This window comes from Pseudomonas sp. KBN12P06040 (genome assembly GCF_037574965.1).
Taxonomy (GTDB): Bacteria; Pseudomonadota; Gammaproteobacteria; order Pseudomonadales; family Pseudomonadaceae; genus Pseudomonas; species Pseudomonas aeruginosa.
Map to the genome: position 1 here is coordinate 4,623,092 of NZ_JBBELS010000001.1, position 22,016 is coordinate 4,645,107.

Here is a 22,016-nt window from a genome sequence, read left to right on the forward strand (position 1 = left end):
CTCATACCGTTCCGGTCGCGCGCAGGCGCTGGATATCGGCCGCGGTACAGCCCAGTTCGGCAAGCAGCGCGTCGCTGTCGCCGCCCAGCGCCGGCACCGCATCCATGCGCGGAACGAAGGCGCTGCTGCTGGCCGGCGGCAACAACGCCGGCAGGCGCCCGGCCGGGCTGTCGATGGAGGTCCAGCGTTGCCGCGCCTGTAACTGCGGGTGCGCCCAGACCCCGGCCATGTCGTTGACGTGGGCGTTGGCGATCTGTGCCTGTTCCAGGCGCGCCACCACCTCGGCGGCCGGCAAGGCGGCGAAGGCTTCGACGATCAGCGCGCGCAGCTCCTCGCGGTTGGCCGAGCGCTTGAAGTTCGCCGAGAAGCGTTCGTCGTCGGCCAGCTCCGGGCGGCGCAGAACTTTGTCGCAGAAGGCCCGCCACTCGCGCTCGTTCTGCAGGCCGAGCATCACCGTGCCGCCGTCGCCGGCGGGGAATGGCCCATAGGGGTAGATGGTCGAGTGCGAAGCGCCGGCGCGCGGCGGTGGCGGCGCGTCCTGGTAGGCGTAGTACATCGGGTAGCCCATCCACTCCACCAGGCTCTCCAGCATCGACACGTCGATGCGGCTGCCCTCGCCAGTGCGCTCGCGCAGCAGCAGGGCCGAGAGGATGCTGCTGTAGGCGTACATGCCGGCGGCGATATCGGCGATCGAACAGCCGGCCTTGGCCATCTCGTTCGGCCCGGCGCCGCCGGTCACCGAAAGGAAGCCGCCCTCGCTCTGGATCAGCAGGTCGTAGGCCTTCTTCTTCTCGTAGGGACCGCCTTCGCCGTAGCCGGAGATATCGCAGACGATCAGTCGCGGGAAGCGCTCGCGCAACGCCTCGTAGGACAGGCCCAGGCGCGCGGCGGCGCCCGGCGCGAGGTTCTGCACCAGCACGTCGGCGCCGGCCAGCAGCTTCTCCAGCAACGGCAGCGCCTCGGCCTGCTTGAGATCGAGGCTGAGGCTCTGCTTGGAACGATTGGTCCAGACGAAGTGCGACGACAGGCCGTTGACCCGCTCGTCGTAACCGCGGGCGAAATCGCCGACGCCGGGGCGTTCGATCTTGATCACCCGCGCGCCGAGATCGGCCAGTTGGCGGGTGCAGAAGGGCGCGGCGATGGCGTGCTCCAGGCTGACCACGGTGATGCCGTCGAGCGGGCGCGGCTGGTGGGATTGCGTCATGGGTCGGACTCCCTGCCCTCGTCCGTCGAAGACGAGGTGCGGCTGGTTCGGTTGATCAGATCAGGGGCGTTACGGAAGGCGCCTGACGCAGGCCCCAGGCCCGCTGGATAAGGATCTCCGCCTCGGCGCCGGTGGCCGCGCCGGAAAACGCCAGCAGGCGGCGGAACTTGTCGGCCAGCTCGTCGCGGCTGAGGGTATTGCCGGGATCGCCCTTGGGTTCGTCGATGGCGGCGGTATGGCGCCGCCCTTCGCCATCCAGTACTTCGACCCGCCCGAGCCAGCGCTGCGGATAGGCGGCGTCGACCTCCGGGTCCAGGCGCATCTCGACCCGCTCGCGGAACGCAGCGACCCGTGGGTCGCTCAGCGCATGCCGATGGAACTCGCCGAGGCCGGCCTTGCCGTACACGGCGATCAGGCCCAGCACGGTGCCCATGGAGAACTTCGCCTGGTGCACGGTCTGCGGCTCGACCACCCGGCCGAGCACCTCGATGGCGCCCTGGTGGACCCGCGCGGTGACCGCGGCGATCTGCGAGTGATCGAGCCCTTCGCGCTGCATCAGCGCCAGCAGCGCGTCGGCCGCGGGATGGGTATGGCGGCACGAGGCGTGGAACTTGAACGAGGTTTCCAGCAACGCCCAGCGGCTGCCGAGGCGATCCACCAGGCGCTCGGGGTCGGCGTCGCTGGACATCCCGGCGGCCATCCCCTGCTCGCCTTCGAGGATGTGTCGCGCGCCGCTCAGGCCGTCGGCGGTGAGATAGGCGGCGAGCAGCCCGTCGGCGGCGGCCTTGGCGGTATGCAACTGCTTGGAATCGGCGGCGTCGCGGAGGAACTCCCAGAGCCCGGCGGCCTGGGTTCCGGCGCTGCCGAGCAGGTCGACGAAGCGCTCGCGGTCGAAGTCCATCAGCTTGCCCACCGCCACTGCCGCGGCGAGGGTGCCGACCGTGGCAGTGGTATGGAACACCCGGTAGTGGGAACGACCGAGGAATTCGCCGATGCGGATGCCGGCCTCGTAGCCGGCCACCGCCGCGAGGATCAGCTCGGCGCCACTGCGGCCGAGGTCCTGGGCCGCGGCCAGGGCGGCAGGGAAGACCACTGCCGCGGGGTGCAGCACCGAGCTGTTGTGCAGGTCGTCCTGCTCCACCACGTGGGAAGCCGCGCCGTTCACCAGGGCGGCGAAATACGGCGAGCTGCGCCGCCGGCTGGGCAGGATCTGCGCGCTACCATCGGCCGGGCCCATGCGTTCGGCGTAGCGCTCGAACAATGGGATCGGATGCTGGCCCTTGCCGGCCAGCGCCGAGCCGAGCCAGTCGAGGAACAATTCTTCCATCCGCGCCAGCACCGCCGGCGGCAGGTCCTGGTAGCGCAGGCCGGCGAGAAAGCCGGCGAGTTGCTGGGTGTAGTCGGTCATGACCAACGCTCTCTTGTAGTTGTCCCGAGGCACGCGGCCTACAGCGGGTTGCTCAGTTCGATCAGGTTCAGGTCGGGGTCGCGCAGGTACAGCGAGAGGATCGGCCCGCCGGCGCCGGTGCGCTGCACCGGGCCCTCGAGGATTTCCACGGCCTGCTGGCGCAGTTGCTCGGCCACCGCCTCGAGTGGCGTGGCGACGATGAAACAGAGGTCGGCGGACCCCGGCGTAGGTCGCTCGGCCTTGGGTTCGAATTCGCCCCCGGCCTGGTGCAGGTTGATCTTCTGCGCACCGAAGGCGAGGGCCTTGCGACCCGCGCCGAAGGTAACGGCGCGCATACCCAGTACGCGGGTGTAGAAATCGATGCTGGCGTCGATGTCGCGGACGGTGAGCACCAGGTGGTCGAGACGGTCGATCTGCATGGGCGGCTCCCGCTTCAGAACGAGCGCGGCAGTTCGAGCAGGTGCTCGGCCACGTAGGACAGGATCAGGTTGGTGGAGATCGGCGCCACCTGGTACAGGCGGGTCTCGCGGAACTTGCGCTCGACGTCGTACTCGCAGGCGAAGCCGAAGCCGCCGTGGGTCTGCAGGCAGGCGTTGGCCGCCTCCCAGGAAGCTTTCGCCGCCAGGTACTTGGCCATGTTCGCGCTGGCCCCGGCGTTGAGCCCGGCGTCGTACTCCTGGCAGGCGCGCCAGCGCATCAGGTCGGCGGCCTCCACTTCGATGTGCGCCTCGGCGATGGGGAACTGCACGCCCTGGTTCTGCCCTATCGGCCGGCCGAAGACCACGCGGTCGCGGGCATAGTGGCTGGCCTTGTCGATGAACCAGCGGCCGTCGCCGATGCATTCGGCGGCGATCAGGGTGCGCTCGGCATTGAGGCCGTCGAGGATGTAGCGGAAGCCCTTGCCTTCCTCGCCGATCAGGCTATCGACGGGGATCTCCAGGTTGTCGAAGAACAGCTCGTTGGTCTCGTGGTTGACCATGTTGGCGATCGGCTGCACGGTCAGGCCCTTGCCGATGGCCTCGCGCAGGTCGACGAGGAAGATCGACATGCCTTCGGACTTGCGCTTCACCTCGGCCAGCGGCGTGGTGCGCGCCAGCAGGATCATCAGGTCGGAGTGCTGGATCCGCGAGATCCACACCTTCTGCCCGTTGATCACATAGCGGTCGCCCTTGCGCACGGCGGTGGTCTTGATCTTGGTGGTATCGGTGCCGGTGGTCGGCTCGGTCACCCCCATCGACTGCAGGCGCAGCTCGCCGCTGGCCAGCTTCGGCAGGTAGAAGCGCTTCTGCGCCTCGCTGCCGTTACGCAGCAGCGTGAACATGTTGTACATCTGCCCGTGCACGGTGCCGGAGTTGCCGCCGCAGCGGTTGACTTCCTCCAGGATCACCGAGGCCTCGGCCAGGCCCAGACCGGAACCGCCGTACTCCTCCGGGATCATCGCCGAGAGCCAGCCGGCGTCGGTCAGGGCCTTGACGAAGGCCTCGGGAAAACCGCGCTGCTCATCGATGCGGCGCCAGTAGACGGCGTCGAATTCGGCGCAGAGGGCACGTACGCCCTCGCGGATCGCGTTCAGCTCTTCGCTGTTCGGATTCATCGGTGACTCCTCGATTCTTGTCGTTGGACGGGCGCTGGCGCCCTTTCAGTCGAATTCCACGTCGCCGCGCTGGGCCAGGCCGGCGCCATTGCCGACCCATACCTCGGCCTTGCCGGCAGCGAGCAGGCGGCCGCCGACCTCGAACGGCTCGGGACAGATCAGCGGGCGCAGGCCGCGATAGGCGAAGCGACGCAGGCGTGCCTGCGGATTGGCCCGGCAGAACGCGCGCAGGGCCAGGGTGGCGATCAGCGGACCGTGCACCACCAGGCCCGGATAGCCTTCGGCATCGGTGACATAGGGCCAGTCGTAGTGAATGCGGTGGCCGTTGAAAGTCACCGCCGAGTAGCGGAACAGCAACACCGGATCGGGCTCCAGCGCCTCGCGCCAGTCGCCCTCGGGCAAGGCCTCGGTACCGCCGAGCTTGGGCGGGGTCGGTTCGCGGTAGACGATGTCGTGCTCTTCGCTCAGCGCCAGCTGGCCGTCCTGGCGGTAGTCGTGGCGCAGGGTGACGAACAGCAGCGTGCCGCTGCGACCGTGCTTCTCCTCGACCCGGAGGATGGTCGAGGTGCGGCTGGCCTCGCCGCCGACCCGCAGCGGCTGGTGGAACTCCAGGCGCCCGCCGGCCCACATGCGGTTGCGATCGTCCGCCGGCGGCAGGAAACCGCCGCGCGCCGGGTGGCCGTCGACGCCGAGGCCGGCGGCCTCCACCGGGTCCTGGAAGAACGCCCAGTGCCAGAGCGGCGGCAGCGCTTCGCCGTGGGCCGGGGTCAGCTCGCCGAAGGTGGCGGCGATGCGCTTGACCAGGTTGCGGCTCAATTGATCGTGGGTTTCTTCCTGGCGACCGATCCAGGGGGCGAAAGCGGACTCACTCATGCGTGGCTTCCCATGACCTAGGGGGTGATGGGAGGAGAATGATAGGATGCTAGCGTTTTGAGAATTTGCAATTACGCAATGGCGCGTTCGGATTTGCCGAACGCCATGGAGTGCCCATGCATTTCGATCTCGCCGACCTGCGCCTGTTCATCCATATCGCCGAGTCGCCCAGCCTGACCCAGGGCGCGCGCCGCGCCTTCCTTTCCCCGGCCGCCGCCAGCGCACGGGTCAAGGCGCTCGAAGGCCAGCTCGGCAGCCGCCTGCTGTACCGCGACAGCCGCGGCGTCGAACTGACCCCGGCGGGCCAGCGCCTGCTACAGCACGCGCGGCTGATCATGCGCCAGGTGGAATACCTGAAGAGCGAGTTCACCGAGTACGGCAGCGACGCCGCCGGGCATATCCGCATCTTCGCCAATACCACCGCGGTCACCGAATTCCTCCCGGAAATCCTCGCCGGCTTCCTTGCCGCTCGTCCCGGGGTCACCGTCGACCTGCAGGAACGCCTCAGCCGCGACATTGTCCGCGGCGTGCTGGACGGCTCCACCGACCTCGGCATCATCGCCGGGCCGGTGGCGGCCAGTGGCCTGCAGGTCCTGCATTTCAGCACCGACCGCCTGGTGATGGCGGTGCCCCAGGGCCATCCGCTGGCCGGACAGGCCAGGGTACGCCTGCGCGACACCCTGCAGTTCCAGCATATCGGCCTGCCCGAGGGCACCACCCTGCACGCCTTCCTGTACGAACGGGTGGAGCAGATGGGCGAGCAGCTATCGCTGCGCATCCAGGTCTCCAGCTTCGAGGCGATCTGCCGGATGATCGAGGGCGGCGTCGGCATCGGCGTGATCCCGCAGTCCGCCGCGCGCCGCCACAGCCGGACGATGAAGCTGGCGACCATCGAACTCGACGAGCCCTGGGCGATCCGCGAGCGCAGCCTGCTGGTACGCGACCTGGAAGCACTGCCGAGTTGCCTGCGGGCGTTGATCGAGGAGTTGCAGAGGGTGGGAGACAGCCTGTAGGGGGCCGCCCACCACTCCCGCTCAGTTCGCCAACCCACCGCTCTCCGCCAGGCTGCGCTCGTCCGCGGCGAGCATCGCCGGCATGTGCTCGCGGAGGAACTCGACCCAGGTGCGGATCTTCGCATCCAGGTACTGCCGCGAGGGGTAGAGGGCGTAGACGTTGAGATGGAACAGGCTATAGCGCGGCAACACCCGCACCAGGCTGCCGTCCTTCAGGCCGTTGACCGCCGCGTACACCGGCAGCGCGCCGATACCCATGCCGGAGACCACCGCCTCGGTCATGGCGTCGGCGGTGTTGACCTGGAAATGCGTCTGGTTGATGCAGGCCAGTTCCTGGCCGTCGGGACCGTCGAACAGCCAGCGGTCCAGCGACATCACCGAGTTCACCAGGCGCAGGCAACGGTGCGCGGACAGCTCCGCCGGCAGCTTGGGGAAGCCATGCGCGGCAATGTAGCCCGGCGAGGCGCAGAGGATGCTGTAGGTCTGGCCGATGCACTTGGAGACGAAACCGGAGTCCGGCAGCTCGGGGGCGATCACCACGGAAATGTCGTAGCCCTCGTCGAGAATGTCGGTGATCCGGTTGGCCAGGGTCAGGTCGAAGCCAACCTCCGGGTAGGTCTCGCAATATTGCGAGATGGCCTTGATCAGGTAGTGCTGGCCGATGCCGGTCATCGCGTGGACCTTCAGCGTGCCCGACGGCCGCGCATGGGCGTCGCCCGCCTCGGCCTCGGCCTCCTCGATGTAGGCGAGTATCTGCTGGGCGCGCATCAGGTAGCGCTGCCCGGCTTCGGTCAGCGCGATGCGCCGGGTGGTGCGATGCAGCAGGCGGGTCTGCAGGTGGGCCTCCAGCTTGGCCACCGCACGGGAGACATAGGCGGTCGTCAGGTCCAGGCGCTGGGCGGCGGCAGTGAAACTGCCGGTCTCCGCGACGCTGACGAACGCGCGCATATTGAACAGGATATCCATCACGGCCCTCTAGGCTCTGACGCTTATGGCGCGTCTCTTTTCCACGCAACCCGGAGGACACCCCAAGGCGGCGCAGATTCTGTCATGAGTCAACCCACCTATTATTGCCTTTTGTGACAAAAATTTTTCACCTATCCGAGCTCTTATCCGCAAGCGCCGGCGCTCCTAGAATTCCCAGCCGTTTCGGCCTCCCCTCGCCGTCGTTCAGGATTCGCAGCAGTGCCCCGCGCCACCCGGAAAGGTCTCCCCCTGGTTCCACCGGCTCCCCTCGCGTTCTTTCCCAGCCCCGACGAATTGCGCCGCGCCCTGCTCGAATGGGCGCGTAGCGACGGCGTCGCCTGGGTCTTCGTATTCAAGGCCCTGCTCACCGCCAGCCTCGCCCTGTGGCTGGCCTATCGCCTGGAGCTGCCGCAGCCGAGCACGGTGCTGGTGACGGTCTTCATCGTCATGCAGACGCAGAGCGGGCAGGTCCTGGCCAAGAGCTTCTACCGCATCGTCGGAACCCTGATCGGCCTCAGCGTGATGGTCACCCTGATCGCCCTGTTCGCCCAGGAGCGCGTGCTGTTCCTCGCCTGCCTGGCGCTCTGGGTCGGCCTGTGCACCGCCGGCGCCGCGCGCTACCGCGATTTCCGCGGCTACGCCTGCGTACTCGCCGGCTACACCGCGACCATGATCGGGATTCCCGCCACCGCACACCCGGAAGGCGCCTTCATGGCGGCGCTGTGGCGGGTCCTGGAAATATCCCTGGGCATCCTCTGCACCGGTACCGTCAGCGCCATCTTCCTGCCGCAGACCAGCGGCGCCGCCCTGCGCAACACACTCTACGGGCGCTTCCGCGACTTCGCCGGGTTCGCCGCCGAAGGCCTGCAGGGCAGCCTCGACGGCGAGCGCTTCGGCGAGCTCAGCGCGCGCTTCGTCGCCCAGTCCGTGGGCCTGGAAAACCTGCGCAGCGCCACTACTTTCGAAGATCCGCACATGCGCCTGCGCAGCGGCCGGCTGATTCGCCTGAACAACGAATTCATGGTCATGACCAGTCGCTTCCACGGCCTCCACCGCCTGCTCGAACGCCTGCGCGGGCGCGGGGCGCAGAATGTCCTGGAGGTCCTGGCGCCCTGCCTGGCGGAGCTTGCCGGGCTGCTCGCGCCGATTCGCGAACGGACGCCCACCGACGCCGACGCCGCGCGCCTGGCCGAACGCATCGAGGCCTACAAGCCGGAACTGATGCAGAACATCCGCCAGGCCCGCCAGCGCCTGGTGGAGCAGCGCCCCGGCGAGAACGACCTGCTGGATTTCAACACCGCCGCCGAACTGGCCTTCCGTTTCACCGACGACCTGCACAACTACGCCCTGACCCACGCTTCCCTGGCCGAACACCACCATGCCCGCGAGCAATGGAAGGAAAGCTTCGTCGCCCGCGCCAACCCGGTCGCCGCGCTGGTCGCCGGAGCGCGCAGCGCGCTGATGATCGGCCTGCTCGGCACGTTCTGGATCCAGACCTCCTGGCCCCACGGCGGCACCTTCGCCCTCACCGCGGTACTGATCTCGGCGCTCTCCTCGACCTCGCCGAATCCCGGCCGGTTGTCGCTGCAACTCACCCTCGGGACCCTCGCCGGGGCCTGCACCGGGCTGTTCGTGCTGCTCTACCTGCTACCCCACGTGGACGGTTTCCCGATGCTGCTCTGCTGCCTGCTGCCGGTCTTCGCGGTCGGCGCCCTGCTGCTCTGGCGGCCGCAGTGGAACGGCTACGGCGTCGGCCTGCTGGTGTGGTTCTGCTTCGCCTCGCTGCCGGCCAACATGGCGCGCTACGACGCCCTGGCCTTCTTCAACGAATACCTGGCACTACTCTTGTCGATGGTCCTCGCCACGGTCGCCGCCAGGGTGATCCTGCCGCCGAACCGGCCGTGGATGTGGAAGCGCCTGGAGCACGACCTGCGCGAGCGGGTAGTGTTCGCCATCAGCGGCAAGAGCAAGGGCCTGGTCTCCGGTTTCGAAAGCGGCACCCGCGACCTGCTGAACCAGGCCTACACCTTCTCCGCCGGCCGCCCGGACGTGCAGCGCCGGTTGCTGGGCTGGATGTTCCTGGTGCTGGAGGTCGGCCAGGCGATCATCGAGCTGCGCCTCGAACAGCAACGCCTGCCCCAGGAGCCCTGCTACGCCGAACGCACCGCCTGGCGCCGGGCGATCCGCCTGATGGGCCGGGCGCTGATCCGGCTGTTCCTGCAACCCGGGCCGAGCAACCGTCAGCGCGCCCTGCACGCGGTGAACCAGGCGATCATGGCGGTACGGGCGGCGCCGGAGCCGCGCGCACCGCAGTTCGATACCTCGCCGCTGCGACGGGTGCTCAGCTACCTGCACTTCATTCGCAGCGCCCTGCTCGACCCGCAATCGCCCCTGGGCCAGGAAAGAAACCCGTGAGCCGGTCGAAAAGCCGCGGCGCAGAAGGCCACAGGGATATTGTTACCGATCCGTACAAGGTTCTTGTCTTGACTGAGTCTATATGTCGCAGCCTATCCCAACTTAAAATAAACCCAACAGCCGAAGTTAACTCCCGTTGAACTTCGACTCCGCAACTTGATTGCAGACTTACTTACCCAGCCTTGTTTATCGAGTTGCACCGGTGACCTGTCCGCCTGTCTTCCGACGGCAGATCGTACCCACTCAGAAACTACTCAGGTAAATAGTAATGAAGGCTTTCGCCCTGATGGCCCTGTTCGCCTGCTCGCCGCTGGTGATGGCGGCTGGCGCCCAGGATCAACCTGCCAGCCAGCAGGAAAACGCTGTTGAAGAATATGCCTATGGCATGCAACTGGATGTGGCTCGCGTTATATCTTCAACCGACACTTCCAATGCCTGCGGCATCGTTCCCGCACGCATGACCTACGAAGATTCGAACGGGCAGAAACATACCGTCGAATATCAGGTCTGGGGCAACGGCTGCACTGGCGGCTAAACTCTCCTCGACCTCCGGGTCGACCTCCGAAGGATCGCGCCACGAGGGGCAGCTCGCCCATCCGGCGCGATCATTGTGTACTCGGCGGCGAAAATCCCGCCCCTCGGCGAACATCCTGGCCGTCTTCCCCGCGCCTCACCGCGCTGCCGCCCTTCCACAGGGGCCGACGCCTCCGCCGTTTCTTTCCCAGCCTGCAACAAACCGGCAAGCATGCCGCTCAGCCCTCGCCTTGCCCCACGCCATGCTGGCGCAGCTTGTTCGCCGCCGTGGTATGCGAAACGCCGAGGCGCTTGCCCAACTGGCGGCTGCTCGGATGCTCGCGGAACAGGCGCTCCAGCACCGCCTTCTCGAAGCGCCCGACGATGGCGTCGAGGTCTCCTTCCAGGGAAAAATCCCCCAGCGGCTGCGGTGCGCCGTAGTCCGGCAGGCGGATGTGCTCGGCCTTGACCGTTCCCCCTTCGCACAGCGAAACCGCCTGGAACAGCACGTTTTCCAATTGCCGCACGTTGCCCGGCCAGTGGTAGCGTTCGAGACGTTCCAGCGCCTGCGCGGAAAGCTTCGGCAGGCCGCAGCCGATCTGCCGGCTGGCCTGGTCGAGGAAATGCTCGGCGAGCGGCGCCAGGCCATCCAGGCACTCGCGCAGCGGCGGGATGTGCAGCGAGAGCACATTGAGACGGTGATAGAGGTCCTGGCGGAATTCGCCCTTGGCGCAGAGTTCGGACAGGTCTACCTGGGTGGCGCAGATCACCCGCACGTCCAGGTACACCTCCTCGTCGCTGCCGACCCGGCGGAAACAGCCGTCCTGCAGGAAGCGCAACAGCTTGGCCTGCAGGCGCGGGCTCATCTCGCCGACGCCGTCGAGGAACAGCGTGCCGCCGGCGGTAAGCTCCAGCAGGCCGAGCTTGCCCTCCGGGCGGGCGCCCTCGAAGGCTCCCGGACCATAGCCGAACAGCTCGGTCTCGGCCATGGATTCCGGCAGGCCGGCGCAGTTCAACGCCATGAACGGCGACTGCCCGCGCGGGCTGGCCAGGTGGCAGGCGCGCGCCAGCAGCTCCTTGCCGGTGCCGGTCTCGCCCTCGATCAGCAGCGGCGCGTCCAGCGGCGCCATGCGCCGTGCCTCGCGGACCACCGCGGCCATTACCCGCGAACTCTGGAAGATACTGTCGAAGCCACGCAGCTCCTGCTTGCGCACATGGTAGATGCGCTCGCCGACGCGATCCGCGCGATGCAGGGTCAGCACCGCTCCAGCCAGCGCCTCGCTCTCGTCGTGCTCGGATTGCAGCGGCGCGATGTCGGCGAGGAACACGTCGCCCTTCACCTTGACCCGCAGCCCGTTGATCCGCGCCTTGTTGGCGCGCACCAGTTCGGGCAGGTCGAGGTCCTCGACATAGCGCGACAGCGGAATCCCCGGCACCTCGTCGACGCGCACGCCGAGCAACTGCGCGGCGGCACGGTTGGCGGCGACGATCTGCCCGCCCATGTCCACCGAGAGCACCGGGAAGTCCAGGGCGGCGAGCAGCGCGTTGAGTTCCAGGTGCCGGCGCTCGCTGGGCATCAGGCCGACGCGCTTGACCCCGAAGACCCCCGGCACCGCCTCCAGCTTGGGCCGCAGCGACTGCAACTGGAGGTTGATCATGTTCGGACAGAGCAGGTAGATGGCGTTGCCCTGGTCGCCGCCGACTTCGCCGCGATTGACGTTGATGCCGTAGTCGACCAGCAGGTTGAGGATGTCGCGGAGGATGCCTACACGGTTCTGGCAGTGCACTTTGATACGCATGGCGTGGCCCGGTGTTGTCGTTCTGATGGGCTCGCGGCCGGTTTTTTTAACTCCCGACCGGAAATTTCCGTCAAGAATATGTGACAGTTAGACTCACCAGCAACAATACCTGGCCCAATGAACAGGCGACCCAGGCCAATTCGTAAGGAAAACTTTACGAAAACGCCGATTCCTCCCCGTTGCCCGGTCCCTATCCGGGGCTGCACGGACCGTCCCGACGCGGTATCGATAAGGCAACGACAACAACAAAGACCCCGCGGCCACAAGCCGCTCATGGAGTCCGTATGAAAACGACGCAGTACGTGGCCCGCCAGCCCGACGACAACGGTTTCATCCACTATCCGGAAACCGAGCACCAGGTCTGGAATACCCTGATCACCCGGCAACTGAAGGTGATCGAAGGCCGCGCCTGTCAGGAATACCTCGACGGCATCGAACAGCTCGGCCTGCCCCACGAGCGGATCCCCCAGCTCGACGAGATCAACAGGGTCCTCCAGGCCACCACCGGCTGGCGCGTGGCGCGGGTTCCGGCACTGATTCCGTTCCAGACTTTCTTCGAACTGCTGGCCAGCCAGCAATTCCCCGTCGCCACCTTTATCCGCACCCCGGAAGAACTGGACTACCTGCAGGAGCCGGACATCTTCCACGAGATCTTCGGCCACTGCCCCCTGCTGACCAACCCCTGGTTCGCCGAGTTCACCCATACCTACGGCAAGCTCGGCCTCAAAGCGAGCAAGGAGGAACGCGTGTTCCTCGCCCGCCTGTACTGGATGACCATCGAGTTCGGCCTGGTCGAGACCGACCAGGGCAAGCGCATCTACGGCGGCGGCATCCTCTCCTCGCCGAAGGAGACCGTCTACTGCCTCTCCGACGAGCCGCTGCACCAGGCCTTCAATCCGCTGGAGGCGATGCGCACGCCCTACCGCATCGACATCCTGCAACCGCTCTATTTCGTCCTGCCCGACCTCAAGCGCCTGTTCCAACTGGCCCAGGAAGACATCATGGCACTGGTCCACGAGGCCATGCGCCTGGGCCTGCACGCGCCGCTGTTCCCGCCCAAGCAGGCGGCCTGACGAGAATCGCCGCCACCGCGGCTGACCCCGCGGCGGCCTTGTACTATGGTGGACGGGTCCGGCCCGTCCGCCCCTCCCACATGCGACAACCAAGGACTCCCACCATGACCGCACTCACCCAAGCCCATTGCGAAGCCTGCCGCGCCGACGCCCCGCACGTCAGCGACGAAGAACTGCCCGTGCTGCTGCGGCAGATTCCGGATTGGAACATCGAAGTCCGCGACGGCATCATGCAACTGGAGAAGGTCTACCTGTTCAAGAACTTCAAGCACGCCCTGGCCTTTACCAATGCCGTCGGCGAGATATCCGAGGCCGAAGGCCACCATCCGGGCCTGCTGACCGAGTGGGGCAAAGTCACCGTGACCTGGTGGAGCCACTCGATCAAGGGCCTGCACCGCAACGACTTCATCATGGCGGCGCGCACCGACGAGGTAGCGAAAACCGCCGAGGGGCGCAAATGAGTCATTTCGCCAAGGTCGCCCGCGTACCGGGCGACCCGATCCTGGGCCTGCTCGACGCCTACCGCAACGATCCGCGCGCGGACAAGCTGGACCTCGGCGTCGGTGTCTACAAGGATGCCCAGGGCCTGACCCCGATCCTGCGCTCGGTGAAACTCGCCGAGCAGCGCCTGGTCGAGCAGGAAACCACCAAGAGCTACGTCGGCGGCCACGGCGATGCGCTGTTCGCCGCGCGCCTGGCGGAACTGGCGCTCGGCGCCGCCTCGCCGCTGTTGCTGGAGCAACGCGCCGACGCCACCCAGACGCCCGGCGGCACCGGCGCCTTGCGCCTGGCCGGCGACTTCATCGCCCATTGCCTGCCCGGCCGCGGCATCTGGCTGAGCGACCCGACCTGGCCGATCCACGAGACGCTGTTCGCCGCCGCCGGCCTGAAGGTTTCCCACTACCCCTACGTCAGCGCCGACAACCGCCTGGATGTCGAGGCGATGCTTGCTGGCCTGGAGCGCATTCCCCAGGGAGACGTGGTGCTGCTGCATGCCTGCTGCCACAACCCGACCGGTTTCGACCTGAGCCACGACGACTGGCACAGGGTGCTCGACGTGGTACGTCGCCGCGAGCTGCTGCCGCTGATCGACTTCGCCTACCAGGGCTTCGGCGACGGTCTCGAGGAAGACGCCTGGGCGGTACGCCTGTTCGCCGGCGAACTGCCGGAGGTGCTGGTCACCAGTTCCTGCTCGAAGAACTTCGGCCTGTACCGCGACCGCGTCGGCGCGCTGATCGTCTGCGCGCAGAACGCCGAGAAGCTCACCGATGTGCGTAGCCAACTGGCCTTCCTCGCCCGCAACCTCTGGTCGACCCCGCCGGCGCATGGCGCCGAGGTGGTCGCGGCGATCCTCGGCGACAGCGAGTTGAAGGGACTCTGGCAGGAAGAGGTCGAAGGCATGCGCTCGCGCATCGCCAGCCTGCGCATCGGCCTGGTCGAAGCCCTGGCGCCGCACGGCCTGGCCGAGCGCTTCGCCCATGTCGGCGCGCAACGCGGGATGTTTTCCTATACCGGACTGAGCCCGCAGCAGGTCGCTCGGCTGCGCGACGAGCACGCCGTTTACCTGGTCTCCAGCGGCCGGGCCAACGTCGCCGGTCTCGACGCGCGCCGCCTCGACCGCCTGGCGCAAGCCATCGCCCAGGTCTGCGCGGACTGAACCCTCACGGTTACCCTGAGCCGGCTGTGATGGCCGGCTTTTTTTCGCCCCAGCGAATGCCGCGCACTCCCGCCGAGGCGGCGGATAACCACGTTGCGGTTATTCGCCCTACCGCACCACGACCTTGTGGGCGTAGGGCGAATACCGCCACAGGCGTTATCCGCCGAACCTCTCCGAACCGGGCCAACCATAAGTCAGCACTTTCAAAGCCCTACGTGCTTTTCCTACAAAAGAGCATAAAATGCTCAATTATGGGCACCAGTTCACACTGCGCCCCACGGCCCCCACTTTCTCGTCTTAGTGAGCAACGCACGTGAGAAACCGTCTCCTGTCACTGGTCACCCTGTTCCTGTCCCTCAGCGTTGCCACCGCGGTATCCGCCTCCCCGCCGCCCAAGGCCGGGCTGCCGCTGCAACAGGAGCTGGCGTCGGGCAGCGCGCTGGTTACCGACCAGAACACCGGCAAGGTGCTCTACTCGCGCAACCCCGACCTGGTGGTGCCGATCGCCTCGATCACCAAGCTGATGACCGCCATGGTCGTGCTCGACTCGAAACTGCCGCTGGACGAGGTACTGCCGATCGCCATCAGCGAGACCAGCGAAATGCGCGGGGTGTTTTCCCGAGTGCGGGTCGGCAGCCAGATCAGCCGCCGGGACATGCTCCTGCTCGCCCTGATGTCCTCGGAGAACCGCGCCGCCGCCAGCCTCGCGCAGAACTATCCGGGCGGCAAGAACGCCTTCGTCAAGGCGATGAACGCCAAGGCCCACGCCCTCGGAATGAAGAACACCCGCTACGTCGAGCCGACCGGGCTGTCGCTGCACAACGTCTCCACCGCTCGCGACCTCACCCGCCTGCTGGTGGCCAGCCGGCAATACCCGCTGCTCAGCCAGTGGAGTACCACTCCGGAGAAGACCGTGGCCTTCCGCCACCCCAACTACACCCTGGGCTTCCGCAACACCAACCACCTGATCAACAACAAGACCTGGAACATTCAGTTGACCAAGACCGGCTTCACCAACGAAGCAGGTCACTGCCTGGTGATGCGCACCACGATCAACCGCAATCCGGTCAACCTGGTGGTGCTGGACGCCTTCGGCAAGTACACCCACTTCGCCGACGCCACCCGCCTGCGACGCTGGCTGGAAACCGGCCAGGTCACTGCGATCCCGGCCGCGGCCAAGGCCTATCGCCTGCAACGCGACCGCGAGCGCGGCCTCGGCCAGCCGGTGGCCCAGGCCGTACGCTGATCCGTCGCGAAGACCGGCCGGATCAGAAATCCACCTTGCCGCGCCCGGCCTTCACCGCGCCGCGCTTGGCCTTGCCGTCCAGCCGGCGCTTCTGCGAGCCGCGCGTAGGCTTGGTCGGGCGGCGCGCCTTCTGCACCTTGGCCACGCTGCGGATCAACTCCGCCAGGCGCTCCAGGGCATCCTCGCGGTTCTGCTCCTGGGTCCGGTACTGCTGGGCCTTGATCACCACCACGCCGTCGCCGCTGATGCGCTGGTCGTTCAGTGCCAGCAGACGCTCCTTGTAGAACGGCGGCAACGACGAGGCCTGGATGTCGAAGCGCAGGTGCACCGCGCTGGAGACCTTGTTGACGTTCTGCCCGCCGGCGCCCTGGGCGCGAATGGCATTCAGCTCGATCTCATGGTCGGGCAGGTGGACGGCATTGGAGATGATCAGCATGGGGCGGCACGGTGGACCAACGGGCTGCCAGCATACCCCCTTTGCCGAGCGGAAAAGCAGGCCAAAAGAAACCCGGCCGCGGCCGGGTTCCTTCATTTCGGCTAAGGCGCCAGGTCGAACTCAACGCTCCTTGCAGGCGACCCCGTCGGTGGGCTCGCCGCCCTTCCAGTCGCCGTAGAGGGTGGCTTCCTCGCCCTTGGTCCACCAGATGTACTGGCCGGCGGCGTACTTGGCGCCGGAGGCGGAAATCACATTGCTGAAGACCAGCGTCGAGTTGTCGCTGACCGGCACCACGGCGAGGCTGTTGTCGCCCTTGTTCAGGTACTGCACGGTGAACTTGCGACCGTTCTCGCACTTGTAGTCGACGCTGCGGGTATCCAGCTTGGCATCCCCCGGCAGGGCCAGGTAATCGACCTGGGCGGTCTGCTTGTCGTCGTCGCTGCCGCCGCAGGCGACCAGGACCACGGGAACGGCAGCCAGAAGCAGCCAGAGCGCTTTTTTCATGGAAATCCCTCTAACGAGAAAAAATGGCGCTGCCACTGTAGGAATTCGGCACCTGCCGCGTCAACGACAGGCGCCCCTAGAAAAAGTCTTGTGGGCCGCCGGGACGCGCAAAGGAGCGCTCCCCTCTCCTCTGCGCGCCGGCGCCCCATCGATCACTCGGTGACCGGCTTCACCCGCAGGCCCGGCATCGGCCGCGGGGCTCCCTTGAGTCGGTAGCAGGCCCACATCACCAGCAGCCAGACCGGGATGGCATAGACCGAGACCTGGATGCCGGGGATCAGCAACATGACGCCGAGGATGAACACCACGAAGGCCATGCACAGGTAGTTGCCGTACGGATACCAGAACGCGCGGAAGTGCGTGCGGGTGCCCTGGCGGTCCATCTGCGCGCGGAACTTCAGGTGCGCCATGCTGATCATCGCCCAGTTGATCACCAGCGCCGCCACCACCAGCGACATCAGCAGCTCCAGCGCCTGGTGCGGGATCACATAGTTCACCACCACCGCGAGGAAGGTCACCAGCGCCGATACCACCAGGGCGCGTACCGGTACGCCGCGCTTGTCGACCCTGGCCAGCGCGCGCGGGGCATCGCCCTGCTCGGCCAGGCCGAGAAGCATGCGGCCGTTGCAATAGGTGCCGCTGTTGTACACCGACAGTGCGGCGGTGAGCACCACGAAGTTCAGCAGGTGCGCGGCAGTGCCGCTGCCGATCATCGAGAATATCTGCACGAACGGGCTGCCGCTGTAGGCATCGCCGGAAGCGTTGAGGGTCTGCAGCAGGCTGTCCCAGGGCGTCAGCGAGAGCAGCACGACCAGGGCGCCGATGTAGAAGATCAGGATGCGATAGATCACCTGGTTGATCGCCTTCGGGATCACCGTCCTCGGCTTGTCCGCCTCGGCCGCGGTGAAGCCGAGCATTTCCAGGCCACCGAAGGAGAACATGATGATCGCCATGGCCATCACCAGGCCGCTCACTCCGTTGGGGAAGAAACCGCCGTGTGCCCAGAGGTTGCTCACCGAAGCCTGCGGACCGCCGCTGCCGCTGAACAGCAGGTAGCAGCCGAGCAGGATCATGCCGATGATCGCCACCACCTTGATGATCGCGAACCAGAACTCGGCTTCGCCGAAGGCCTTGACGTTGGCCAGGTTGATCGCGTTGACGACGACGAAGAACAACGCCGCCGTGGCCCAGGTCGGCACCTCCGGCCACCAGTAGTGGATGTACTTGCCGACCGCGGTCAGTTCCGACATCCCGACCAGGATGTACAGCACCCAACAGTTCCAGCCGGAGAGGAAGCCGGCGAAGCCGCCCCAGTACTTGTGCGCGAAGTGGCTGAAGGAGCCGGCAACCGGCTCCTCGACGATCATCTCGCCGAGCTGGCGCATGATCATGAAAGCGATGAAACCGGCGATGGCGTAGCCGAGGATCATCGACGGGCCCGCCGACTTGAGCACCCCGGCCGAGCCGAGGAACAGGCCGGTGCCGATGGCGCCGCCGAGGGCGATCAACTGGATGTGACGATTCTTCAGGCCGCGCTTGAGCTCGCCCGAATGCGGATGTTGGCCGTCCATTGAGTTATCTCACGCAAGTGGAAATTTATTGTTGTCGGAGGCGAAACGGGGCCGTGCGGCTCAGGCGGCAGGCGCACGGCGGGCGCCATGCGGGGCGCGTGGCGGCGGGCGGTCGGCTGGGCGAAGGAAGGACTCACGGATCATGCGTCACCTGTTTGTTGTTGTACGTGACGTGAATGGGCCGCCAGGCTCGTGGCTCGGCGGTGCGGGCAAGGCTGGCGCGATCGGCGCCGCTGGAACGGAAACGCGGAGCGCAAGGAAAACCGCCAGCCCCGGAAGAGGCTGGCGGCAGCGGGATCAGATCACGCCGCGGCGAATCTGATCTTCCTCGATGGACTCGAACAGGGCCTTGAAATTGCCCTCGCCGAAGCCCTGGTTGCCCTTGCGCTGGATGATCTCGAAGAAGATCGGGCCGATCACCGTGTCGGTGAAGATCTGCAGCAGGATGCCGTCGTCGCCCGGGGCGCCGTCGATCAGCAGGTTCAGTTCGCGCAGTTGCTCGAGCGGCTCGCCATGCCCGGCGACGCGGGTGTCGACCTTCTCGTAGTAGGTGTCCGGGGTCGACATGAACTTCACGCCGTTGGCGCGCAGCTTGCGCACGGTGGCATAGATGTCGTCGGTGGTCAGGGCGATGTGCTGGATGCCTTCGCCATGGTATTCGCGGATGAATTCCTCGATCTGCGAGGTATCGTCGGCCGACTCGTTGATCGGGATGCGGATCTTCCCGCAAGGCGCAGTCATGGCGCGGGAGAACAGGCCGGTGAGCTTGCCTTCGATATCGAAGTAGCGAATCTCGCGGAAGTTGGCGATGCGCTCGTAGAAACCGGACCAGACGTCCATCTGGCCGCGCTTGACGTTGTGGGTCAGGTGGTCGATGTAGGTCAGGCCGACCGAGTTGTCGTTGGCGCTGCGGCCTTCGATGAACTCGAAGTCGACGTCATAGATGCTGCGGTCGCCGTAGCGGTCGACAAGATACAGCAGCGAACCGCCGATGCCTTCCAGGGAAGGGATGTTCAGCTCGCCGAAGTTGGCGTGGCTGCCCACCAGCTTGGCGCCCTGGGATTCGGCGTAGGCGGCGGCCTGGGAAGCGTTCTTCACCCGGAAGGCCATGGCGCAGGCGCTCGGGCCGTGCTTGAGGGCGAATTCATGGACATGCCCGGTCGGGCTGCCGTTGAGCACGATGTTGATATCGTTCTGCTGGAACAGGAAGACTTCCTTGGAACGATGCTTGGCGGTTTCGGTGAAGCCCATCATGTTGAACAGCTGGCGCAGCTGCTCGATGCCCTTGGCGTCGGGGGCGGTGAACTCGACGAATTCGAATCCGTCGGTACCGATGGGATTGTGCTGTTCGATCTTGGCCACGGCGTTCATCCGGCCTCCTCGTTGTTCTTGTTGAATGGACCGCCGCCGGTCCAGGCGGCCGGCGACATGGGAGATGCCTTCATCTCACCCCGTGGCGGCGCGGCGGACAAGCCGTCGGCAGGGCCCGGCGCAGGGCCTGGCGCAGGGTTTCTGGCAACTATTCCTTACGCGCCGGCGGCATGCATGGCGAACGCCCGGTCTTCGTAAAATTATCTTTACAGGGCGGAGCAAAAAGCTGCCAGCAGCGCTGTCACGGCTGCGCTGAAAGCCGGCGCTGCATGATCGGCGTCAAGCGGTTAACCTGCGTCTTTACTCCGCGACGGCATTCCCATGGCACGACCCGCCCCACCCGACCTGAGCGACAGCCGCCGGCCCCTGCGCGGCGTCGCCCGCAGCTATCCTGCCGGGCACCGCGTCGATGCCCACGAGCACGCCTGGGGCCAGGTGCTCTATGCGGTGTCCGGGATGATGTGGCTGGAGACGCCCGACGAGGCCCTGCCGGTCCCGCCGCAACGGGCGGTCTGGTTGCCTCCGGGCCTGCGCCATGCGGTGCGGATCGCGTCCGAGTTGCAGATGCGCAACATCTACCTGAGCCCGGAACTCTCCCGCGGCCTGGAGGACCGCACCCTGGTGCTGGTGGTCGGCCCGCTGCTGCGCGAGCTGATCGTCAGCCTGGTGGAGCAGGAACGACAGAGCGACCCCCACTACTATCGGGCGCTGGCCGATCTCGCCGTGCTCGAACTCGGTCGCGCGCGCCGTTCCAGCCTCCGCGTACCGCTGCCGGACGCCTCCGACAGGCGCCTGCTCGCGCTGTGCCAGGCGGTGATGGCCAATCCCTCCCTGGACATCGGCCTGGAGCGCCTGGCCGAAGACGCCGGGGCCAGCGTGCGGACCCTCTCGCGCCTGTTCCAGCGCAGCCTGGGCATGGGCTTCGCCGACTGGCGGCGGCAGGTGCAACTGGCGACCGCCGCCGCCGCACTGATCGATGGCCGTCCGGTGGCGGGCATCGCCCATGCCCTGGGATATACGCCGAGCGCCTTCAGCGACATGTTCCGCCGCGAGCTGGGCGTCTCTCCCACTGAGTACAGGGCCGAGCATCACCAGCCGTTCCAGCCTTGACCGGTATTCGATAGCGATTGGCCGATAGATGTTTTTTCGGCCAACTAGACTGGCACCATCGTTCACCGTCCCTGTCAGCCGCCATGAACTACCTGATCTCCCTCGGCATCGGCCTGCTGATCGGCCTGCTCTACGCCGTACTCGACTTCCGCTCGCCGGCGCCACCCGCCATCGCCCTGGTCGGCCTGCTTGGCATGCAGCTCGGCGAACAGCTTTTCCCCCTTGGCCGCGACCTGCTGCAGCAGTGGCTGCACTGATCGCCGCGACGACACGGAGCCCCCGATGAAAGCACTGCAATTCGACCGTACCGGCGACCTCGCCGCCCTCAAGCTGGTGGACATGCCCGACCCGCTTCCCGCCGCCGATGAGGTGCGGGTGGAAATCCGCGCCGCCGGGCTGAATCCGAGCGACGTGAAGAACGTCCTCGGCCGCTTCCCCTATACCACCCTGCCCCGGGTACCGGGCCGCGACTTCGCCGGGGTGGTGGTGGAGGGACCGAAGGCCCTGCTCGGCCAGGCGGTCTGGGGCACCGGGCGGGAGCCAGGGTTCTTCCGCGACGGCAGCCACGCGCAGTTCCTGACCCTGCCGGCCGCCGGCGTCGCGCTCAAGCCGGAAAGCCTGAGCTTCGCCCAGGCCGCCAGTTGCGGGGTGCCCTACAGCACCGCCTGGGACGCCCTGCAACGCAGCCAGGTCAAGGCCGGCACCCGGCTCCTGGTAATCGGCGCCAACGGCGCGGTCGGCAAGGCCGCGCTGGCGCTGGCCAAGGCCCTGGGGGCCGAAGCGATCGGCGCGGTGCGGCGCGAGGAGCAACGCCAGGCGCTGGAAGCGCAGGGCATCGCCGCGCTGCTGCTGGGCGAGCCGGCCGAACTGGCGGCACAGGTGGAAGGGATCTTCCCCGGCGGGGCCGAGGTGATCTTCGATACGACCGGTTTCTGGCTCGAGGCGGCGGTCCCGGCGCTGGCCGCCTTCGGTCGCCTGGCGATCATCGCCGCACCAGCCGACGGCCATGTGCGCCTGCCGGCGTTGAACCTGTACCGTCGCGGTGGCTCGGTGGTGGGGATCAACTCGCTGCTCTATGGCGTGGAAGCCTGCGCAGGCTTCCTCGACGCCTTCGGCAAACTGTTCGACCAAGGCCGCCTGCCGCTGCCGGACGGGCTGCGGGAAGTCCCGCTGGAGCAGGGCGTTGAGCAGTACCGGGCAGTGAACGAAGGCACCTGCGAGAAGATCATCCTGGTGCCTTGAGGACCAGCGGAATCCCGGCAG

21 protein-coding genes are annotated in these 22,016 nt (G+C 66.8%); 10 read left to right on the forward strand and 11 right to left on the reverse strand.

Annotated elements, in window-relative coordinates:
• Position 1 precedes the first annotated feature (1 nt).
• Genes VQ067_RS21755 through VQ067_RS21775 form a run of 5 tightly spaced genes read right to left on the reverse strand, consistent with a single transcriptional unit; the run spans position 2 to position 5,079 of the window.
• Positions 2-1,204, reverse strand: a complete 1,203-nt coding sequence (locus VQ067_RS21755; protein WP_003110264.1) for a CaiB/BaiF CoA transferase family protein — start codon at positions 1,202-1,204, stop codon at positions 2-4.
• 55 nt (positions 1,205-1,259) lie between these two features.
• Positions 1,260-2,612 carry an MmgE/PrpD family protein gene (locus VQ067_RS21760; RefSeq protein ID WP_340080900.1) on the reverse strand — a complete coding sequence of 451 codons (1,353 nt, stop codon included), beginning with the start codon at positions 2,610-2,612 and terminating at the stop codon, positions 1,260-1,262.
• Positions 2,613-2,650: 38 nt separating this feature from the next.
• Positions 2,651-3,031: a VOC family protein gene (locus VQ067_RS21765; protein ID WP_003085915.1), complete on the reverse strand. Its 381-nt coding sequence runs from the start codon at positions 3,029-3,031 to the stop codon at positions 2,651-2,653.
• 14 nt (positions 3,032-3,045) lie between these two features.
• Positions 3,046-4,206 (reverse strand): acyl-CoA dehydrogenase family protein, encoded by a 1,161-nt coding sequence (locus tag VQ067_RS21770; protein WP_015503417.1) that lies wholly within the window; start codon positions 4,204-4,206, stop codon positions 3,046-3,048.
• Positions 4,207-4,251: 45 nt separating this feature from the next.
• Entirely contained in the window at positions 4,252-5,079 is an 828-nt protein-coding gene (locus VQ067_RS21775) for an FAS1-like dehydratase domain-containing protein (RefSeq protein WP_015503418.1), read from the reverse strand.
• A gap of 116 nt (positions 5,080-5,195) precedes the next feature.
• On the opposite strand from VQ067_RS21775, the gene VQ067_RS21780 reads away from it, so the two are divergent.
• Positions 5,196-6,092: a LysR family transcriptional regulator gene (locus VQ067_RS21780; RefSeq protein ID WP_003085908.1), complete on the forward strand. Its 897-nt coding sequence runs from the start codon at positions 5,196-5,198 to the stop codon at positions 6,090-6,092.
• A 21-nt stretch (positions 6,093-6,113) separates the two neighbouring features.
• Here the strand turns inward: VQ067_RS21780 and VQ067_RS21785 are convergent, their stop codons facing one another.
• Positions 6,114-7,058 (reverse strand): LysR family transcriptional regulator, encoded by a 945-nt coding sequence (locus VQ067_RS21785; protein ID WP_003085907.1) that lies wholly within the window; start codon positions 7,056-7,058, stop codon positions 6,114-6,116.
• A 219-nt stretch (positions 7,059-7,277) separates the two neighbouring features.
• Between VQ067_RS21785 and VQ067_RS21790 the strand changes: the two genes are divergently transcribed.
• A complete protein-coding gene (locus tag VQ067_RS21790; protein ID WP_003140839.1) occupies positions 7,278-9,473 on the forward strand; it encodes an FUSC family protein in 2,196 nt (731 codons plus the stop codon).
• Between the two features lie 268 nt (positions 9,474-9,741).
• Entirely contained in the window at positions 9,742-10,008 is a 267-nt protein-coding gene (locus tag VQ067_RS21795; protein ID WP_003085904.1) for a DUF2790 domain-containing protein, read from the forward strand.
• A 217-nt stretch (positions 10,009-10,225) separates the two neighbouring features.
• Here VQ067_RS21795 and VQ067_RS21800 read toward each other — a convergent pair whose 3' ends face one another.
• Positions 10,226-11,785: a sigma-54-dependent phenylalanine hydroxylase transcriptional regulator PhhR gene (locus VQ067_RS21800; protein WP_003105980.1), complete on the reverse strand. Its 1,560-nt coding sequence runs from the start codon at positions 11,783-11,785 to the stop codon at positions 10,226-10,228.
• 284 nt (positions 11,786-12,069) lie between these two features.
• Here VQ067_RS21800 and phhA point away from each other — a divergent pair, with 284 nt between their 5' ends.
• The 4 genes from phhA to pbpG all read left to right on the forward strand — a co-directional run bounded on the left by phhA (position 12,070) and on the right by pbpG (position 15,761).
• On the forward strand, positions 12,070-12,858 hold the full coding sequence (phhA, locus tag VQ067_RS21805) for a phenylalanine 4-monooxygenase (protein ID WP_003140840.1): 789 nt from the start codon (positions 12,070-12,072) through the stop codon (positions 12,856-12,858).
• A gap of 104 nt (positions 12,859-12,962) precedes the next feature.
• Positions 12,963-13,319, forward strand: a complete 357-nt coding sequence (locus VQ067_RS21810) for a 4a-hydroxytetrahydrobiopterin dehydratase (RefSeq protein ID WP_003085898.1) — start codon at positions 12,963-12,965, stop codon at positions 13,317-13,319.
• Positions 13,316-14,515, forward strand: a complete 1,200-nt coding sequence (locus tag VQ067_RS21815) for an amino acid aminotransferase (protein ID WP_003110269.1) — start codon at positions 13,316-13,318, stop codon at positions 14,513-14,515. Before VQ067_RS21810 ends, VQ067_RS21815 begins: the two co-directional genes overlap by 4 nt.
• Before the next feature lie 313 nt (positions 14,516-14,828).
• Positions 14,829-15,761 (forward strand): D-alanyl-D-alanine endopeptidase, encoded by a 933-nt coding sequence (gene pbpG / locus VQ067_RS21820; RefSeq protein WP_003105974.1) that lies wholly within the window; start codon positions 14,829-14,831, stop codon positions 15,759-15,761.
• A 22-nt stretch (positions 15,762-15,783) separates the two neighbouring features.
• Here the strand turns inward: pbpG and arfB are convergent, their stop codons facing one another.
• From arfB to hppD, 4 genes are all read right to left on the reverse strand, one after another.
• Positions 15,784-16,197 carry an alternative ribosome rescue aminoacyl-tRNA hydrolase ArfB gene (arfB, locus tag VQ067_RS21825; protein WP_003105972.1) on the reverse strand — a complete coding sequence of 138 codons (414 nt, stop codon included), beginning with the start codon at positions 16,195-16,197 and terminating at the stop codon, positions 15,784-15,786.
• Positions 16,198-16,317: 120 nt separating this feature from the next.
• Positions 16,318-16,701, reverse strand: a complete 384-nt coding sequence (locus VQ067_RS21830) for a lysozyme inhibitor (RefSeq protein ID WP_003085889.1) — start codon at positions 16,699-16,701, stop codon at positions 16,318-16,320.
• 152 nt (positions 16,702-16,853) lie between these two features.
• A complete protein-coding gene (locus VQ067_RS21835) occupies positions 16,854-18,272 on the reverse strand; it encodes an amino acid permease (RefSeq protein WP_003085884.1) in 1,419 nt (472 codons plus the stop codon).
• 297 nt (positions 18,273-18,569) lie between these two features.
• On the reverse strand, positions 18,570-19,643 hold the full coding sequence (gene hppD / locus VQ067_RS21840) for a 4-hydroxyphenylpyruvate dioxygenase (protein ID WP_003134288.1): 1,074 nt from the start codon (positions 19,641-19,643) through the stop codon (positions 18,570-18,572).
• A 321-nt stretch (positions 19,644-19,964) separates the two neighbouring features.
• Here hppD and VQ067_RS21845 point away from each other — a divergent pair, with 321 nt between their 5' ends.
• The 3 genes from VQ067_RS21845 to VQ067_RS21855 all read left to right on the forward strand — a co-directional run bounded on the left by VQ067_RS21845 (position 19,965) and on the right by VQ067_RS21855 (position 21,995).
• Positions 19,965-20,753, forward strand: a complete 789-nt coding sequence (locus tag VQ067_RS21845; RefSeq protein ID WP_003085876.1) for an AraC family transcriptional regulator — start codon at positions 19,965-19,967, stop codon at positions 20,751-20,753.
• 83 nt (positions 20,754-20,836) lie between these two features.
• The gene (locus tag VQ067_RS21850) at positions 20,837-21,010 is read left to right on the forward strand and encodes a DUF1427 family protein (protein ID WP_015503420.1); all 174 of its coding nucleotides are present in this window, start codon (positions 20,837-20,839) and stop codon (positions 21,008-21,010) included.
• A 25-nt stretch (positions 21,011-21,035) separates the two neighbouring features.
• Complete coding sequence (locus VQ067_RS21855) at positions 21,036-21,995, forward strand: quinone oxidoreductase family protein (RefSeq protein ID WP_003140841.1); 960 nt, start codon at positions 21,036-21,038, stop codon at positions 21,993-21,995.
• Positions 21,996-22,016 lie beyond the last annotated feature (21 nt).

Excerpts from the sequence above, each read along its gene's own strand:
- VQ067_RS21755 (WP_003110264.1), bottom strand. The coding sequence starts at position 1,204 with ATGACGCAATCCCACCAGCCGCGCCCGCTCGACGGCATCACCGTGGTC.
- VQ067_RS21760 (WP_340080900.1), bottom strand. The coding sequence starts at position 2,612 with ATGACCGACTACACCCAGCAACTCGCCGGCTTTCTCGCCGGCCTGCGC.
- VQ067_RS21765 (WP_003085915.1), bottom strand. The coding sequence starts at position 3,031 with ATGCAGATCGACCGTCTCGACCACCTGGTGCTCACCGTCCGCGACATC.
- VQ067_RS21770 (WP_015503417.1), bottom strand. The coding sequence starts at position 4,206 with ATGAATCCGAACAGCGAAGAGCTGAACGCGATCCGCGAGGGCGTACGT.
- VQ067_RS21775 (WP_015503418.1), bottom strand. The coding sequence starts at position 5,079 with ATGAGTGAGTCCGCTTTCGCCCCCTGGATCGGTCGCCAGGAAGAAACC.
- VQ067_RS21780 (WP_003085908.1), top strand. The coding sequence starts at position 5,196 with ATGCATTTCGATCTCGCCGACCTGCGCCTGTTCATCCATATCGCCGAG.
- VQ067_RS21785 (WP_003085907.1), bottom strand. The coding sequence starts at position 7,058 with ATGGATATCCTGTTCAATATGCGCGCGTTCGTCAGCGTCGCGGAGACC.
- VQ067_RS21795 (WP_003085904.1), top strand. The coding sequence starts at position 9,742 with ATGAAGGCTTTCGCCCTGATGGCCCTGTTCGCCTGCTCGCCGCTGGTG.
- VQ067_RS21800 (WP_003105980.1), bottom strand. The coding sequence starts at position 11,785 with ATGCGTATCAAAGTGCACTGCCAGAACCGTGTAGGCATCCTCCGCGAC.
- phhA (WP_003140840.1), top strand. The coding sequence starts at position 12,070 with ATGAAAACGACGCAGTACGTGGCCCGCCAGCCCGACGACAACGGTTTC.
- VQ067_RS21810 (WP_003085898.1), top strand. The coding sequence starts at position 12,963 with ATGACCGCACTCACCCAAGCCCATTGCGAAGCCTGCCGCGCCGACGCC.
- VQ067_RS21815 (WP_003110269.1), top strand. The coding sequence starts at position 13,316 with ATGAGTCATTTCGCCAAGGTCGCCCGCGTACCGGGCGACCCGATCCTG.
- arfB (WP_003105972.1), bottom strand. The coding sequence starts at position 16,197 with ATGCTGATCATCTCCAATGCCGTCCACCTGCCCGACCATGAGATCGAG.
- VQ067_RS21830 (WP_003085889.1), bottom strand. The coding sequence starts at position 16,701 with ATGAAAAAAGCGCTCTGGCTGCTTCTGGCTGCCGTTCCCGTGGTCCTG.
- VQ067_RS21835 (WP_003085884.1), bottom strand. The coding sequence starts at position 18,272 with ATGGACGGCCAACATCCGCATTCGGGCGAGCTCAAGCGCGGCCTGAAG.
- hppD (WP_003134288.1), bottom strand. The coding sequence starts at position 19,643 with ATGAACGCCGTGGCCAAGATCGAACAGCACAATCCCATCGGTACCGAC.
- VQ067_RS21845 (WP_003085876.1), top strand. The coding sequence starts at position 19,965 with ATGGCACGACCCGCCCCACCCGACCTGAGCGACAGCCGCCGGCCCCTG.
- VQ067_RS21850 (WP_015503420.1), top strand. The coding sequence starts at position 20,837 with ATGAACTACCTGATCTCCCTCGGCATCGGCCTGCTGATCGGCCTGCTC.
- VQ067_RS21855 (WP_003140841.1), top strand. The coding sequence starts at position 21,036 with ATGAAAGCACTGCAATTCGACCGTACCGGCGACCTCGCCGCCCTCAAG.